The sequence below is a fragment of the Spirochaeta lutea genome (genome assembly GCF_000758165.1).
GTDB classification, from domain to species: Bacteria; Spirochaetota; Spirochaetia; order DSM-27196; family Salinispiraceae; genus Spirochaeta_D; species Spirochaeta_D lutea.
The window spans coordinates 89,808-104,764 of the sequence record NZ_JNUP01000067.1 but is presented as its reverse complement, the minus strand read 5'-3'; the positions used below and the strand labels follow the sequence as shown (position 1 = coordinate 104,764).

General features: G+C 54.8%; 11 protein-coding genes. 10 read left to right on the top strand and 1 reads right to left on the bottom strand.

Annotated elements, in window-relative coordinates; all coding sequences use genetic code 11:
• Positions 1 to 92: 92 nt before the first annotated feature.
• The 5 genes from DC28_RS11985 (at position 93) to DC28_RS11965 (ending at position 6,844) form a co-directional block, all read left to right on the top strand.
• Positions 93 to 1,091 (top strand): LacI family DNA-binding transcriptional regulator, encoded by a 999-nt coding sequence (locus DC28_RS11985; RefSeq protein ID WP_037548962.1) that lies wholly within the window; start codon positions 93 to 95, stop codon positions 1,089 to 1,091.
• A gap of 42 nt (positions 1,092 to 1,133) precedes the next feature.
• Complete coding sequence (locus tag DC28_RS11980; RefSeq protein WP_037548959.1) at positions 1,134 to 2,435, top strand: ABC transporter substrate-binding protein; 1,302 nt, start codon at positions 1,134 to 1,136, stop codon at positions 2,433 to 2,435.
• 153 nt (positions 2,436 to 2,588) lie between these two features.
• Entirely contained in the window at positions 2,589 to 3,701 is a 1,113-nt protein-coding gene (locus DC28_RS11975; RefSeq protein WP_238565815.1) for a carbohydrate ABC transporter permease, read from the top strand.
• On the top strand, positions 3,701 to 4,699 hold the full coding sequence (locus DC28_RS11970) for a carbohydrate ABC transporter permease (RefSeq protein ID WP_238565814.1): 999 nt from the start codon (positions 3,701 to 3,703) through the stop codon (positions 4,697 to 4,699). The genes DC28_RS11975 and DC28_RS11970 overlap by 1 nt, the downstream gene beginning before the upstream one ends.
• Before the next feature lie 12 nt (positions 4,700 to 4,711).
• Positions 4,712 to 6,844, top strand: a complete 2,133-nt coding sequence (locus DC28_RS11965; protein WP_052078833.1) for an alpha-amylase family glycosyl hydrolase — start codon at positions 4,712 to 4,714, stop codon at positions 6,842 to 6,844.
• 399 nt (positions 6,845 to 7,243) lie between these two features.
• Here DC28_RS11965 and DC28_RS11960 read toward each other — a convergent pair whose 3' ends face one another.
• On the bottom strand, positions 7,244 to 8,368 hold the full coding sequence (locus tag DC28_RS11960; RefSeq protein ID WP_037548957.1) for a GntR family transcriptional regulator: 1,125 nt from the start codon (positions 8,366 to 8,368) through the stop codon (positions 7,244 to 7,246).
• Positions 8,369 to 8,672: 304 nt separating this feature from the next.
• On the opposite strand from DC28_RS11960, the gene DC28_RS11950 reads away from it, so the two are divergent.
• The 5 genes from DC28_RS11950 to DC28_RS11930 all read left to right on the top strand — a co-directional run bounded on the left by DC28_RS11950 (position 8,673) and on the right by DC28_RS11930 (position 14,769).
• The gene (locus DC28_RS11950; protein ID WP_052078832.1) at positions 8,673 to 10,001 is read left to right on the top strand and encodes an ABC transporter substrate-binding protein; all 1,329 of its coding nucleotides are present in this window, start codon (positions 8,673 to 8,675) and stop codon (positions 9,999 to 10,001) included.
• Positions 10,002 to 10,067: 66 nt separating this feature from the next.
• Positions 10,068 to 11,033 (top strand): carbohydrate ABC transporter permease, encoded by a 966-nt coding sequence (locus DC28_RS11945; RefSeq protein WP_081942171.1) that lies wholly within the window; start codon positions 10,068 to 10,070, stop codon positions 11,031 to 11,033.
• A complete protein-coding gene (locus tag DC28_RS11940) occupies positions 11,030 to 11,863 on the top strand; it encodes a carbohydrate ABC transporter permease (protein WP_037548951.1) in 834 nt (277 codons plus the stop codon). The genes DC28_RS11945 and DC28_RS11940 overlap by 4 nt, the downstream gene beginning before the upstream one ends.
• 4 nt (positions 11,864 to 11,867) lie before the next feature.
• Complete coding sequence (locus DC28_RS11935; protein ID WP_037548948.1) at positions 11,868 to 13,574, top strand: glycoside hydrolase family 43 protein; 1,707 nt, start codon at positions 11,868 to 11,870, stop codon at positions 13,572 to 13,574.
• Positions 13,567 to 14,769: an endo-1,4-beta-xylanase gene (locus tag DC28_RS11930; RefSeq protein ID WP_202962974.1), complete on the top strand. Its 1,203-nt coding sequence runs from the start codon at positions 13,567 to 13,569 to the stop codon at positions 14,767 to 14,769. The genes DC28_RS11935 and DC28_RS11930 overlap by 8 nt, the downstream gene beginning before the upstream one ends.
• The last annotated feature ends 188 nt before the right edge of the window (positions 14,770 to 14,957 follow it).

Genomic DNA, 14,957 nt, shown 5'->3' with positions numbered 1-14,957 from the left:
TAAAAGGTTGAAATTTCTCCTTGACAACCGGTGAATCTAGCTTATCATGAAAATAGCTTTTATGAAAGCACTTTCATAACGAAGGAACGGGGATGAACAAGCGGGCGACCATCTATGATGTGGCGAAGACAGCGGGGGTTAGTATCAGTACGGTGAGCAGGGTTTTGAACTCGCCGAACCTGGTCAATGAAAAAACCCGCAAGGATGTTCTGGCCGCCATGGAGGATCTGCAGTTTGTACCCAAGGCGGAGGCCATTGCCCGGGCACGGAAGCATCTAAACCGGGTTGGGGTTCTGACCCCCTTTTTTACCGAGGCGTCCTTCGTACAGCGTATCAGGGGCATCTCCGATGCCATGCTGCCCAGCCGGTATGAGCTCATTATCTATACGGTAAAGAGTCCTGAGCAGCTGGCGGAGTACCTGGACATGCTGCCCACAGCGAACCGCTTGGACGGGCTAATCATCTTGAGTTTGAGCATCCCCGAGGATACCAGAAAGCGGATCAAGCAGGTGAACCTGCCCACCATCTTTGTTGAGACGGGGTTTGACGAGTTCAGCTGTGTGGATATTGATAATCACCGGGGGGGCTGGATTGCTGCGGATTTCCTCTGGAATAAGGGATACCGGACCCTGGGCTTTGTGGGGGAGTATTCTTCCATGGAGTTTACCCTCAAGGCCACCGAGCTGCGGTTGGACGGTTTCCGTCAGCGGCTTTCCGAGGAGGGTATCGAGCTGGATGAGCGTTTTGTGCGTACCGGGGAGTTCGCCGAGCATTCCGTGGAGCGCTGGATAAAGGAGCTCCTGGAACAGCCCGAGCGACCCCAGGCCCTATTTGCCAGCTCGGATATTATCGCCGCCAAAATCTTAAAGGAGGCGGCGCAGCAGGGCATCCGGGTTCCCCAGGAGCTGGGCGTTCTGGGCTTTGATGATCTTGATATGGCTGAGTTCCTGCACCTGAGTACGGTCCGTCAGAATCTGGACGCCTCAGGACGGTTGGCAGCGGAGTTGCTGCAGAAACACATTGAGACCCCGGATTACCCGGCTCAGAAGGTGTTTCTTGAATTATCGGTAATAGACCGGGGCAGTTGTTAGTTCCGGAAAAAAGTAAGGACCTATACATACGAGGAGGTAGGTATGAAGAGGTTAGGTAAGGCGATTATTTTGGTAATGATCGCTGCACTTCTGGTTCCCGCAGCCCTTTTTGCGGGAGGACAGGGTGAACAACAGGCTCAGCCCAGCGCTGAGGCACAGAAGACGGTTCGGATTTTCGGCGCTTTCAGGGCGGAAGAGGCTGCACGCTTCCGTGAGGCACTTAAGCCTTTTATCGACCGTACTGGTATCAATGTAATTTACGAGGGAAGCCCTGAGTTTGAAACCCAGATTCTGGTTCAGGCTGAGGCCGGTACTCCCCCGGACATTGCCGCCCTTCCCCAGCCCGGACTTATGTACAATCTGGCAGGCCGTGGGTATCTGAAACCCCTGCCCCAGAGCGTGATCAACCGGATCGATGCAAATTACACCAGCGCGTGGAAAGATCTTGGCACCTACGAGGGCAATGTATACGGTGTATTCCACCGGGTAAACGCCAAGAGCTTTGTTTGGTACCCCAAAAAAGCCTTCGAGGCAGCCGGGTATGAAATCCCCACCACCTGGGACGAACTCCGGGCCCTGACCCAGGAAATCGCTGCTGACGGTATCGTTCCTTGGTCCATCGGAATGGAATCCGGTGCAGCCACCGGTTGGGTCGCCACAGACTGGATGGAAGACATCATGCTGCGAACCGCAGGACCTGATGTATACGACCAGTGGGTGAACCATGAGATTCCCTTCAACCATCCTGCTGTTCAGCGGGCTGCTGAGATTATGGCCGAGCTGTGGATGGATGCTGACTATGTACTGGGTGGACCCACCAACATTCTTACCACCAACTTCGGGGATGCAATTTCTCCCCTGTTTACGGGAAATCCTCCCCGGGCCATGCTGCATCGCCAGGGTAACTTCATTACCAGTTTCATGCCCGAGGATGTTCAAGCAAACCTTGAAGAAGAGGTCGGTGTATTCGCACTTCCCTCCATCGATGAACAATGGGGAACACCTGTACTCGGCGGTGGCGACCAGTTTGTAATGTTCAGCCAGCGTCCTGAGGTTGTCCAGGTAATGGAATTCCTGACCACCTGGGATTCTGCCAAGTCATGGGCCCAGGCAGGTGGAGCACTCTTCCCCCACCAGGACCAGAACTTTGATGACTACGGTTCTTCTCTGGAAGCAGATCTTGCACGGATATTGGTTAATGCTGAAGTATTCCGCTTCGATGCATCCGACCTGATGCCTGCTGAGGTTGGTGCCGGAACCTTCTGGACTGGAATGGCTGACCTGGTTAGCGGTGTGGATATCTCTACCGTTCTGACCCAGATCGAAAGAAGCTGGCCCCGGTAAGTATCTGATTCTTTCCTGATCCGGTTCGAGCTAATCGGGCCGGACCGGGATGAGATCTACCAGGCTTATTCGAAGCCAGCCAAGCTGCCCAATTCGGTTCCATCGCCAGCAAAACGAGTGACCGGATTGGGCTTTCTTTTTAGGAGTTTCATCATGACTGATTTTAATATGAGCGACAAGTCGGATTCTCCGGTACAGCGTATACTCAGCTGGGTTGCCAGGCTCGTGGTGAGTTTCGCCGTGCCCCTTCTTGTCTTTGTGGTTTTATACTTCGGATTCTTATTCCTCCGAGACAGCAATGCGCCGCAGATTGTGATTACCATTAGTGCAATCATATGGGGGGTCGGCGGGGCTGCTGCACTCTATTGGGTGACCAACTGGGTTATTCAGCGTACCAACGGCATCTGGCGTAAAAGGCTCACTCCCTTTATGTTTGTCGGCCCGGCCATTGCTATCCTGGGCTGGTACCTGATGCTGCCCACCCTGCGTTCCTTCTACCTGAGTTTCTTCGATCGGGTGAGCGAGAACTTTGTGGGGCTGGACAACTATATCTATGTGTTTACCGACCCCACCATGCAGACTGCCTTTGTGAATAACCTGCTTTGGCTCGTAGTCGGCACCGGGGGGAGCGTACTTTTGGGACTCATTATTGCCCTGCTCGCAGACCGCTCGGGGTTCGAAAAGGTTGCCAAGGCCTTCATCTTTGCACCCATGGCTATTTCCTTCGTCGGTGCAGGGGTTATCTGGAAGTTTATCTATGCCTATCAGCCCCCGGGATACGAGCAGATCGGCTTATTGAATGCCATTGTGACCTCCTTCGGGGGTGATCCTCAAAACTGGATTGTCATGCGGCCATGGAATAATATCTTTTTGATCTTCATTCTGATTTGGCTGCAAACCGGCTTCGCGATGGTGGTGTTATCCGCAGCCATAAAAACGGTACCCAATGAGTTGTTGGAGGCTGGGCGGATCGACGGTGCCGGGGAAATCCGGATTATCACCAGCATCATTGTTCCCAGTATCAAGGGTTCCATCGTTACCGTGTCTACGACCATCCTTCTGATTACGTTGAAAATATTCGACATTGTGTATTCCATGACCAACGGATTGTACGGGACGGAGGTGTTGGCGAGCCAGCAGTATAAGCAGATGTTTAAGTTTCTTCACTACGGACGCGGTTCGGCCATCGCCATAATCATTCTACTCGCGGTTACACCGGTGATCTGGTACAACCTCAAGCAGTTCGGAAAACGGGAGGTATTCTAATGAAGCGCTTACAAGTACTCATGTCAGTGGAATCCACCGCTCCCGTGGAAAAGGAAGAGCAACTCGGAAAAAAGATCGTACTGAGTAAGCCAAAGAGCCAGAGGCAGAAAACCCTGGTTCAGAAAATTCTGGTGAACGGATTCCTTGCACTTATTTGTATAATCTGGACCCTGCCGACCCTCGGGGTGTTGGTAACCAGTTTCAGGGACCGCGATGAGGTAGTAACCAGCGGTTGGTGGACCAGCTTTTCGGATCCCGGGGCCTTTACACTGCGAAACTACGAGCAGGTGCTCGCCGGGCAGGATTACTCCTACACCCGGGCAGACGGCACTGTTGTCTCCTCCAGGGGCGACAATATGCTTAATAGTTTCTTGAACAGTATCACGGTGACCGTACCGGCGGTAATAATTCCGATACTTATTGCGGCATTCGCGGCCTACGGTTTTGCCTGGCTGGATTTCCCCGGAAGGAAGATTCTCTTTGCGACCATCGTCGGATTGTTGGTTGTTCCCCTGCAGATTGCCCTGATTCCTATTCTCCGGGACTACATGGCAATTGGGCTGAACGGTAGTTACCTGGGAATTTGGTTGGCCCATACGGGATTTGGACTAGCCCTGGCCACCTATCTGCTGTTTAACTACATCTCCACCATTCCCAGGAGTATCATGGAGAGTGCGTTTTTGGACGGGGCAAGTCACTTTACCACCTTCACCCGGCTGATCCTTCCTCTTTCCGTGCCGGCATTGGCGAGTTTCGCAATTTTCCAGTTCATCTGGGTCTGGAACGACTTGCTGGTAGCCCTGGTGTTCCTCAGCGGTGCCGGAGAGCAGGTTGAGGTAATAACCCAGCGGCTCTTGAACATCGTCGGAACCCGGGGGCAGGACTGGCATCTGTTAACCGCCGGCGCCTTCGTCAGTATGGCTCTGCCTCTGGTGGTATTTTTCGCCCTTCAACGGTTCTTTGTCCGCGGACTCATGGCCGGATCGGTTAAGGGATAAGGAGCTAGTATCATGGAACGAGATGCCCATGCAGCCCTCGGGCTGCTGGAGCCGGTCATCCAGGAAGCCTTGGGAAACCTGCCGGTAAAACACCGGCAGGCCTTTTCCCAGAGGATGCACCGGTACTTTCCTCAGTTATTTCCTCGATTGTTTGAACTCTACGGGCACCGTTGGGATTTTTATTTTCATTTAGAAACCCTGATCCGCCGTCTGGCGGAGGGCTGGCGGAACCGGGAGGCGGATCTTAAAAAGCTGGATTACCGGCGGGAAGAAGATCCGTACTGGTTTAGGTCTCAAACCATGGTGGGGGCAATGCTCTATGTTGATCTCTATGCCAAAACCCTGGAGGGGTTGAGGCAGCGGATAGACTACCTCAAAGACATTGGAATCACCTACATCCACCTGATGCCCCTGTTTAAGGCGCCTGAGTCCGAGAACGACGGCGGCTATGCTATTTCCAGCTACCGGGAGGTTATGCCAGAGCTGGGAACCATGAAGCAGCTCCAGGAACTCGCTCGAGACCTGCGGAGGGACGGGATAAGCTTGGTACTAGATTTTGTGTTTAACCACACCTCCCATGAGCATATCTGGGCCCGAAAGGCGAAGGAGGGAGATCCGGAGTATCGGGACTACTACTTTGTATTGGAGGACGAGGGTGAGGTTCAGGAGTACAACCGGACCCTGCGTGATATCTTCCCGGACGTCCGGAAGGGTAGTTTCACCTATGAGCCTGAGATGGAGGCTTGGGTTTGGACGACCTTTAATAGTTATCAATGGGATTTGAATTATCAGAATCCGAAAACCTTTACCGCCATGGTAGAGGAGATGTTATTTATTGCAAACCACGGCGCCGAGGTGCTGCGCCTGGATGCCCTGGCCTTCACCTGGAAGGAGAAGGGGACGGGCTGTGAGAACCTTCCCAAGGCCCATACCCTGATTCAATGCTTCCGTCTGGCGGCCAAGATTGCCGCGCCGGCTATGGTGTTTAAGAGCGAGGCCATTGTGCACCCTTCTGAGGTGGTGAAGTACATCTCCTCCACGGAGTGCGAGGTCAGTTACAATCCCTTGTTGATGGCGCTGTTGTGGGAGAGTCTGGCGACCCGGCGGGTGAATCTGTTGGAACATAGTTTACAACGCCGCTTCGGTATTCCCGGGGATTGTGCCTGGGTCAACTACGTCCGTAGCCATGATGATATCGGCTGGACCTTTGCCGATGAGGATGCGGCGGAGCTGGGTATAAACGGGTATGACCACCGCCGGTTTCTTAATGATTTCTACACCGGAACCTTCGAGGGCAGCTTTGCCCGGGGGGTTCCCTTTCAATATAACCCCTTGACGGGAGATTGCCGGATCAGCGGGACTGCCGGGAGCCTGACCGGGTTAGAAATGGCCGTCCGCCACAGCGATCCCGATAGTGCCTCCACCGAGGCCGGGTATGCTGAGCAGCGCATGCTGTTGATTCACAGTATTATCATGGCCATCGGGGGGATCCCCGTTTTATACCTGGGAGATGAGTTAGCCCGGTTGAATTGGTACGGCTACACCTCGGAAGCAGGGAAGAGCAAGGACAGCCGGTGGGTGCATCGCCCGGCCTTTGACTGGGATTTGGCTGGCAGAACCCTGTCGAGCCTTGGACTGCCCGTCCCCGGGGACGGGGCGGCTGGTCAAACCGACGGGGCGGCTGGTCAGCCCGGCGGGGCAAAGAACCAGAACCAAGGGACAGCGATCCAAGCCGGCGGGCCAGCCGAGCAGCACACCGGCGCCAATGCTGGTTCCGGGTCAGAATACACCAGCGCCAATCCCCTGGAGGACTCTCCGGTGTTCCACAAGGCAAGTGAATCCGTTTTTCGAAGTCTCAAGCGGATGATTGAGCTGCGCAAGTCTCTGACGGTGCTCGGCCAGGGCGAAACCCAGGTGCTATCCTCGGGAAACCAGCATGTGCTGGCATTCCTTCGGAGCGGTGATGCCCGGCAGCTCCTTGTTCTGGCAAATTTCAGCGAAAATCCTCAGCAGGTCCGGGTAAACCTGTTGAGGCTGAACGGTCTTTACCCGAATCCCCTTGACCTGTTGGCAGAGGAGCGAATGGCCCTCACCGAGGATACTATTCTTCTTCAGCCCTATCAGGTATGCTGGCTCGTGCCCTGACGTTGTCTGGGTATGGGCGGTAGAACCCCCATGCTTTGGGATCCGATGCCTCTGGTAGGGTGTCGGATCCCTTTTTTGTTCCTTGTATAGTGCGCAAAAGGTTGTAACTTTTTGCCCTGGTGACACCATCCCTGGGTTGGTTCCCGAACTGCGCCACTAGAATATGGCGTAGTTTACAACCTTTTGCGCACTACATATTCCTGGTAGCGTTCCGGGCCGGAAGGCGATCGGGTGGGTACGCTGCTATGTTCCCGGATCAGCCGCGGCCGGGAAAGCTCATCCCCGGGCTGCAATTGATGTGCAACCAGCACCGGCGACGGCCAATCGTAATCTCCTCTACCGGGAGCGTACGCTTGCAGCGAGTAGTCCGCACCGGGAACAGCCAATTTCTGCTCCGGTTCAGTCGCCCTTGTACAGACCGACGCTCTTCCGTTCTACCAGTACCGGCTCAAAGACCATCTTCATATGCAGCTTCGGACTTCGAGGCTCCATCTCCGAGAGCAGAATTTTTGCCGCCCACCGACCAAGTTCATATTTCGGGTGCTCGAAGGTGGTCAGGGGCGGATACATGAGGGCCGAGGGGCGGTAGTTATCCACGCTGATTACCGAGATATCCTCGGGAATCCTAAGGCCCGAATCCTGGATGGCCCGGTACCCCTGTTGGGCGGTCTGGTCATTAAAATAAAAGATAGCCGAGGGCCGGGAACCCGGATGATTGAGCAGCTCCATGGTCGAATTGTAGGCAACCAAAATGCCCGGTTCTTCATCCTCCAGGGTGTATTGGGAAACCCGGGCGGGATCGAAGGCGATGCCGGCCTCTGTCAGGGCTTTTTTATAACCCGTAAAGCGGTCGTGACCCGCCTGGACATCGGATTTCATGATGTAGCCGATCCGGCGGTGGCCCCTGTCCAGGAGGTACTTTGTGGCTTGAAATCCCACCATTACATCATCCATGGAAACCGTTGAAACCATTTGATTCGTAATGCCCCAATGGGTGGTAACCACGGGAATAGTCAGGCGGCGGATGATCCTGCTCAGGGGGTGGGATTCGTTGATCTGCAGGTTCTGGGAGGGTTCGATGATGAGCCCCTTAACCCCCTGTTCCACCAGGCGCTCTACAGACTCGGTTTCTTTCGCGTGGTTCTGGTTGCATGGGGCAATGGCCAGGGAGTATCCTTCCTTCGCCAGGGTTTCTTCCATCCCCTGGATGATTTCCGGGTAGATGTATCCCATGAAGTTAAAATTGACCAGCCCGATGAATCCTTTTTTGGTTTTAGGGTGATTCGCCTGCTCGGGAACCTCGGCAATGCCCTGGTAATAGGTGCCGCTGCCCTGGCGCTTCACAATAATCCCCTGGTTTGTTAACAGCTCCAGGGCTTGTCGCACCGTAGTCCTGCTGACCCCCAGAGATCGGGATAACTCATTTTCTGTGGGGAGCTGTTGACCCGCCTGGTATTGTTCCCGGTCGAAGGTATTGGCAAGCTGATCCCGAACTGCAATATACTTAAGTCGTTGGTTCTTCATTGTATGGTTTATCCTATACAAATATCATACAAGTTATTCTGTTTTTGGGGAAGAAGAACCGGGGATTTTTCCCCGATTCGGGGGAATCGGGGAGGCCTGCCCGCTAAGCGGCCTTTCTGAGCCCCAATGTAGGGGGGATAACCGGCCTGCCAGCCCGAATAATCCCGGAAGGTTGAGTTGGCGAGGCATTTCACGGTCGGAAAACGGAAAAAAAATCTTTACGGGACAGTTGTCCGGTGTTACGATGAAACAAATCAGTAAATGTATCATTGTTGTATGATACAATATACCAAAGGAGGTAACCATGAAAATGGTTCGGGTATTAACTGCTGTACTGCTTAGCCTCGCTCTGGCAGGGATAGGTTTTGCGGGCGGTCAGGGTGAACAGGCTTCATCCACTGGTGATGCCGACAGCGGGAAGTTGGTTGTCTGGTCATTCACCGATGAACTTGGGGGAATGTTGGATAAGTTTCAGGAATACTATCCTGACATTGAAATTGAGTTCACTGTATTTCCAAACGAGGACGAGGTGTATCTCAACCGGATTAACAATACCATGCGTTCCCGGAGTGAGCTGCCCGATGTATTTACCGGTGAGCGGGCATGGTTCCGCCAAATGATCGAGTCAGGCTACTGGGAGCCCCTTTCCGGCGCACCCTACAATGCCGAAGAACTCATGGACAACCTGGTAGAGTATGTACCGGATCTTTCTCGGGACGGACAGGGTCGGATTACCGCGCTGTCATGGCAGGCAACCCCCGGTGGACTCTTCTACCGCAGGAGCATCGCCCGGGATGTATTGGGCACCGATGACCCCGAGGTGGTTAGCGAGTGGACCAGTAGTCTGGACAAGTTCTATGAGCTGGGCGAAATGATCAAAGAACACTACAGCGGTGAAAAATTCCTGCTCTCAGGATACACCGACATGTCTGAATTCATTTATAACCGGAGAACCGAACCCTATCTCCAGGGTGATAAGGTCGTAATTCCGGCGACCCTTGTTGAGTACATGGAAGTTGCCAAGGAAATGCGTGAGAACCGGATCGAAGCAGGCGCCGGAACATGGTCACCTCCCTGGTTCAGCTCCATGGCCGATGGAAGCGTATTTGCCTTCATTCTTCCCACCTGGGGTCTGCACTACGTCCTAAAACCCAACGCCGAACCCGAAGCCAATGCCGGCGAAGCTGAGTTCAGCGGAGACTGGGGCCTTGCGACTCCCCCTGCCTCTTACAGCTGGGGTGGTACCTGGATCGGAATCAACCGGAACAGCAAAAACAAAGAGCTTGCATGGAAGCTTGTGAAGTTCATCGGAAGCAATCCCGAGTTCCAGGAATTCTGGGCCAAGGAAACCGGTGACTTCGTAGCTAATATGGATGTAATCGAAAAGATCAAGGGTGATTTCTCCGAGCCCTTCCTGGGCGGTCAAAACCACTATGCCTACTTCGCAGAAGAGGTTGAGAAGATCGATGTTTCTTTCATCGGACCGTGGGACTTCCAGATCCAGAATGCCTGGGGCGATGAGGTGGAACTCTATGCCAACGGCCAGAAAACCCTGGATGAGGCCATTGAATCCTTTAAGACTGCGGTAATGGATATTATTCCGAATATTACCGAGGTTGTAGTAGAACGCTAAGCTAAGGCGTACCTTCGGCGGACTGGCTTCGGCCGGTCCGCCTTTTAATTTCAAAAGGAGGCACCTATGAGTCAACGGGTCCCTGCCGGCCCGCCAGCGGCTGCACGATTCGACCGTCCACCTCGTCTGGGCTTTTTTTCAAAACGGGGAAACAAGGGGTATCTATTTATCGCCCCGTTCTTTCTTGCCTTTTTAACCTTTCAATTGTATCCCATTATCTCAACCTTCGTATTGAGTCTCCAGACTCCCATAAACATGTACGAAAACGAGTTCATTGGACTGGGCAACTATCAGCGGCTGTTTACCACTGAGTTATTCTACCAATCCATCGGGAATACCTGGAAAATCTGGCTCATGAATTTTATTCCCCAGGTGGGCTTTGCCCTGTATCTGGGGGTTGTCCTGACGGACTATAATATCAAAGGAAAAGAGACATTCCGCACCTTTTTCTTTCTTCCTAACCTGGTCACCGCTGCCTCCATCGGGGTTCTTTTTGCAGTGCTTATGGATTGGCGCTTTGGAACCCTGAACATGATGCTCATGCGGATCGGGATCATATCCGAACCCATCAACTACCTGACCATCCCGGGGGTAACCCAGGCCACGGTTTCCTTCATCCAATGGTGGCAGTGGTTCGGATACACCACCATCATCGTCATGGCCGGACTCAGTGCCATGGATACCGAGTTGTATGAGGCTGCCTACATTGACGGGGCCGGTCGGGGACAGGTCTTCTACCGTATAACCCTGCCCCTCCTGCGGCCCACCCTGGCGTACATCATGGTTACCTCCCTGATAGGGGGACTGCAGATCTTCGACATTCCCCGGGTTCTCACCAACGGACGCGGAGCACCGGATAACGCCCTGACAACCATGGTCTTGTACCTCTACAACCAAGCCTTCAGGAACTACAACGTGGGTTACGCTGCGGCCCTGGCCTACGTACTCTTCATCATGATTCTGATTCTATCCGTCCTATCCTACCGAATGCTGCACTACGATGGGAAACCCAAACGAGGGGGTAGCCGATGATTATCGAAAAACAGAGCCTAGCAGGAAAAATCGGACTGTACACCTTCCTGGTCGTTTTGGCCTTCATCTGTGTACTGCCGTTTTATATGATGGTGATTAACTCCACCCGGAGCAATGTGGAGATCTCTCAGAATGTCTGGGTAACCCCCGGCCAGGATCTGGAGGAGAACTATGAAATCATCCAGGGGAAGGTGAATATTTGGCGAGGTTTTCTATCCAGCTTCATCATTACCGTTCCTTCAGTGGTGCTCTCAGCCTTCTTTAGTGCGCTAACGGCCTACGGGTTTGCGAAGTTCCGCTTCAAGGGCCGGAACATACTGTTCTGGGTAGTCCTAGGCACCATGATGATACCCCAGCAGCTCGGACTCATCGGATACTATGATCTGGTGGTGGGGTTGGGTCTCATAGACACCTATGCTCCCCTGATTCTTCCCATGATCGCCAATGCGGGAATGGTGTTTTTCGTCCGGGCCTACATCGAGCAGAGTGTCAGTGACAGCCTCATTGAAGCTGCCATCATCGACGGGGCCGGGGAGTTTTACATCTTCAACCGGATCGTCTTTCCCCTGGCTATGCCCGCGGTGGCCACCATGTCGATCTTCACATTCATTAACAAATGGAACGATCTCATAACCCCCATGATTCTTCTCCACTCCGCAGAAAAGTTCCCCATGCCCCTGGTTATTTCTAATATTCGGGGACTCTATGAGGCGAACTACGGAGCGATCTACCTGGGAGTGACCATATCGATCATCCCCATCATCCTGGTGGTGGTGTTCTTTTCCAAGGCGATCATCAGGGGACTAACCATTGGCGCCGTAAAGGGGTAACAACATGCCGACCATACATAATCCAATCCTCCGGGGATTCAACCCTGATCCTTCCATTTGCAGGGTAGGGGAGGATTTCTACATCGCCGTAAGCACCTTCCAGTGGTTCCCCGGGGTGTTGGTCTACCATAGCCGGAACCTGGAGACCTGGACCTTGGCGTCCAGGCCCCTCCAGCGCAGGAGTCAGCTGGATATGGCGGGAAATCCGTCCTCCGGGGGGATCTGGGCACCCTGTCTAACCCATGCCGAGGGACAGTTCTGGCTCATCTACACGGATGTGAAGAACTGGGCTGGTTCCCCCCCGGACCACGGAAACGGATTCAAGGACACCCATAACTATCTGGTTACCGCTCCGGACATCCAGGGCCCCTGGAGCGAGCCCATATACCTGAACTCCAGCGGTTTTGACCCGAGTCTCTTCCACGATGAGGACGGGAAAAAATACCTGCTAAACCAGGTATGGGATTACCGGCCGGGTCATAACAGCTTTGCAGGCATCGTTCTTCAGGAATACGACCACCGCCGCCGGCGTCTGGTGGGCCCGCGATCCAATATTTTCAGCGGTACGTCCATCGGGGTTACCGAAGCGCCCCATCTCTATAAGCGGGGCGATTATTATTACCTCATGACCGCCGAAGGCGGCACCGAGTACGCCCACGCCGTCACCCTCGCCCGGAGTAAAAGCCTGACCGGCCCCTACGAACTCCACCCCCAGACCCCCTTGCTCAGCTCAGTACGGGACCGCCAGGGCTTCAGGGAAGCAAGAAAAGAAGCCAGGGATGAAACCCCCTTTCTGTTCCCGGGGCTTCAAAAGGCAGGCCACGGCAGTATGGTTCCCTGGCAGGGCGATGAATGGATCCTGGCGCATCTCTGCGGACGGCCCCTGCCGGGCACTCAGCATTGTCCCCTGGGTCGGGAAACCGCTCTTCAGCGTCTAACCTGGCGCGAGGACGCCTGGCCCTGGCCGGACGAACCTGGCTCCCGGACAACCGTAGAGTTTTCCCAGCGCCCCGGCCTCGCCAACACAGCCAAAAAAAGCACCAGGCAACCCGGAATCTACCAACCCGACGGGGTTCAGATTCACCCCCGGATATGGCAGGAGGATTTCAACGCCCCGGGCTGGTCCAAAGAGCTGCAAACCCTGCGCATTCCCGCAGATGATCGCTACGACATCCGTTCCAGACCCGGTTGGCTTCGGTTAACCGGCGCCGAAAGCCCCACCAGCCGGTTCCGCCAGAGTCTCCTGGCCCGGCGGGCCCAGAGCTTCCGCTGGCGGGGAGAAACCAAACTCAGTGCAGTACCCGAGGATTTTCAGCAATTCGCCGGTTTAGTGGTCCGTTACGATGAAGCCACCCAGTACATTCTCCGCATACAGGGCGATGGACAGGGCGGTCAGAGCCTGGGAATCATTGTCTTCGATCAACAGCGTATCAACCTGCCCTTGGCGGAACAGGAGGTACCGGTCGACGGATCCCAACTATGGCTAGCGGTCCGAATGGATTACCGAACCCTGCAATTCGAATGGAGTCAGGACGGTTCAGCCTGGCAGACCATCGGCCCCGAATTGGATGCCTCAAAACTATCCGACGAGTACGCCCATCCCATGGGCTTTACGGGGACCTTCCTCGGCCTGGGATGTTTCGACCTCAGCGGCCGTTCCTTTACCGCCGACTTTGACTACCTAACCTACCAGGAGGAAGACCATGACTAACCAAACCCCTCGGGGCGGATCTCGCCCCAAGACCAACCGGGAGCACGGAACCTGGTTACGAGCGTGCAGGAAACCCCGGGGTGTCGCCCCCTGTCCGGTAGCCCAGGTGTGGGTGGTGTTTGGGGTGATTTTGCTCCTGGCCTCATCCATGATGGGCTGTGCAACCCAGGAAGCCTCCCCATCGGCGTCCCAGGCCGGTTCCGGCGGTCTGAATGGGGTGTTTTCCGAACATTTTACCATCGGCGGCGCGGTTAATTCCTCTACAGTTCTCGGGTCTCGGGAACTAATTGTGAAACACTTCGGAAGCCTTACGGCAGAAAATGAAATGAAGCCCATGGTCATCCACCCGAGAATGGGCTCGTGGATACCCTACGGCGCCGATGAGATCGCCAACCTTGCCCGGGAACACGGTATGGGCATGCGAGGCCACACCCTGGTATGGCATCAACAGACCCCGGGCTGGTTCTTTTCCAGCATGGGGGCCCAGGCCAGCCCCGAGGTACTCCTGGAGCGCCTGGAGGATCATTTCACCCGGATGCAAGACCGGTACGGCGATGTGGTCTATGCCTGGGATGTGGTGAACGAGGCCATTTCTGATGCTCCCGGGGAGTTCCTTCGGCCGTCCCCCTACCTGGAGATTCTCGGGGAGGATTACATCGAAGAGGCCTTCCGATTAGCGAAACGGATCATGCCCGATGCAAAACTCTACTACAACGACTACAGCGTACTGGATCCGGCTAAACAGGATAAGATCTACACCCTGCTCTCCGGGCTTCTGGAAAAGGGGGTTCCCATCGACGGTATCGGATTCCAGGGTCACTGGAACATCTACTTCCCCGACTCCCGGACCCTGGAACGGGGAATCCAGCGCTTTGCAGCCCTGGGACTGGATGTACAGATTACCGAATTAGACGTCTCGGTCTACCGGCATGAGGACCGGGCTACCCGCCTCAAGGAACCCACCCCGGAGATCCTGGAGCTGCAAGCCGACCGGTACAGGGAGATATTCCAAACCCTGGTCAACAATTCCCAGTACGTCAGCAACGTGACCTTCTGGGGGGTAGCGGATGATAAAACCTGGCTGGATAATTTCCCGGTCAGCGGTAGGAAAAACTGGCCCCTGCTCTTTGCCGAGGATCATAGTCCCAAGCCGGCGTATTATGCGGTTGTCGAGGCAGCCGGGGGGAATCCTTGACCGAGTGCCGGGGTTCCGATACCACCATGCTCTGAGGTTCCGGGCTCCGACGTTCCCGAGTTTCGGGGCTCGGCAGGCACCAGTCGGATTACCCCGGGGGACACCAACCTAACCGAACACCACCGGGAAGCTGCACTGCTGTCCGGTGGAATTCCCACTCCGGGTTTTCTGCCCGGGGTTTTTTTGGA

Coding starts and splice junctions, on each gene's coding strand:
- DC28_RS11945 (WP_081942171.1), top strand. CDS start 10,068: ATGAGTCAACGGGTCCCTGCCGGCCCGCCAGCGGCTGCACGATTCGAC.
- DC28_RS11930 (WP_202962974.1), top strand. CDS start 13,567: ATGACTAACCAAACCCCTCGGGGCGGATCTCGCCCCAAGACCAACCGG.
- DC28_RS11935 (WP_037548948.1), top strand. CDS start 11,868: ATGCCGACCATACATAATCCAATCCTCCGGGGATTCAACCCTGATCCT.
- DC28_RS11985 (WP_037548962.1), top strand. CDS start 93: ATGAACAAGCGGGCGACCATCTATGATGTGGCGAAGACAGCGGGGGTT.
- DC28_RS11950 (WP_052078832.1), top strand. CDS start 8,673: ATGAAAATGGTTCGGGTATTAACTGCTGTACTGCTTAGCCTCGCTCTG.
- DC28_RS11940 (WP_037548951.1), top strand. CDS start 11,030: ATGATTATCGAAAAACAGAGCCTAGCAGGAAAAATCGGACTGTACACC.
- DC28_RS11965 (WP_052078833.1), top strand. CDS start 4,712: ATGGAACGAGATGCCCATGCAGCCCTCGGGCTGCTGGAGCCGGTCATC.
- DC28_RS11970 (WP_238565814.1), top strand. CDS start 3,701: ATGAAGCGCTTACAAGTACTCATGTCAGTGGAATCCACCGCTCCCGTG.
- DC28_RS11980 (WP_037548959.1), top strand. CDS start 1,134: ATGAAGAGGTTAGGTAAGGCGATTATTTTGGTAATGATCGCTGCACTT.
- DC28_RS11960 (WP_037548957.1), bottom strand. CDS start 8,368: ATGAAGAACCAACGACTTAAGTATATTGCAGTTCGGGATCAGCTTGCC.
- DC28_RS11975 (WP_238565815.1), top strand. CDS start 2,589: ATGACTGATTTTAATATGAGCGACAAGTCGGATTCTCCGGTACAGCGT.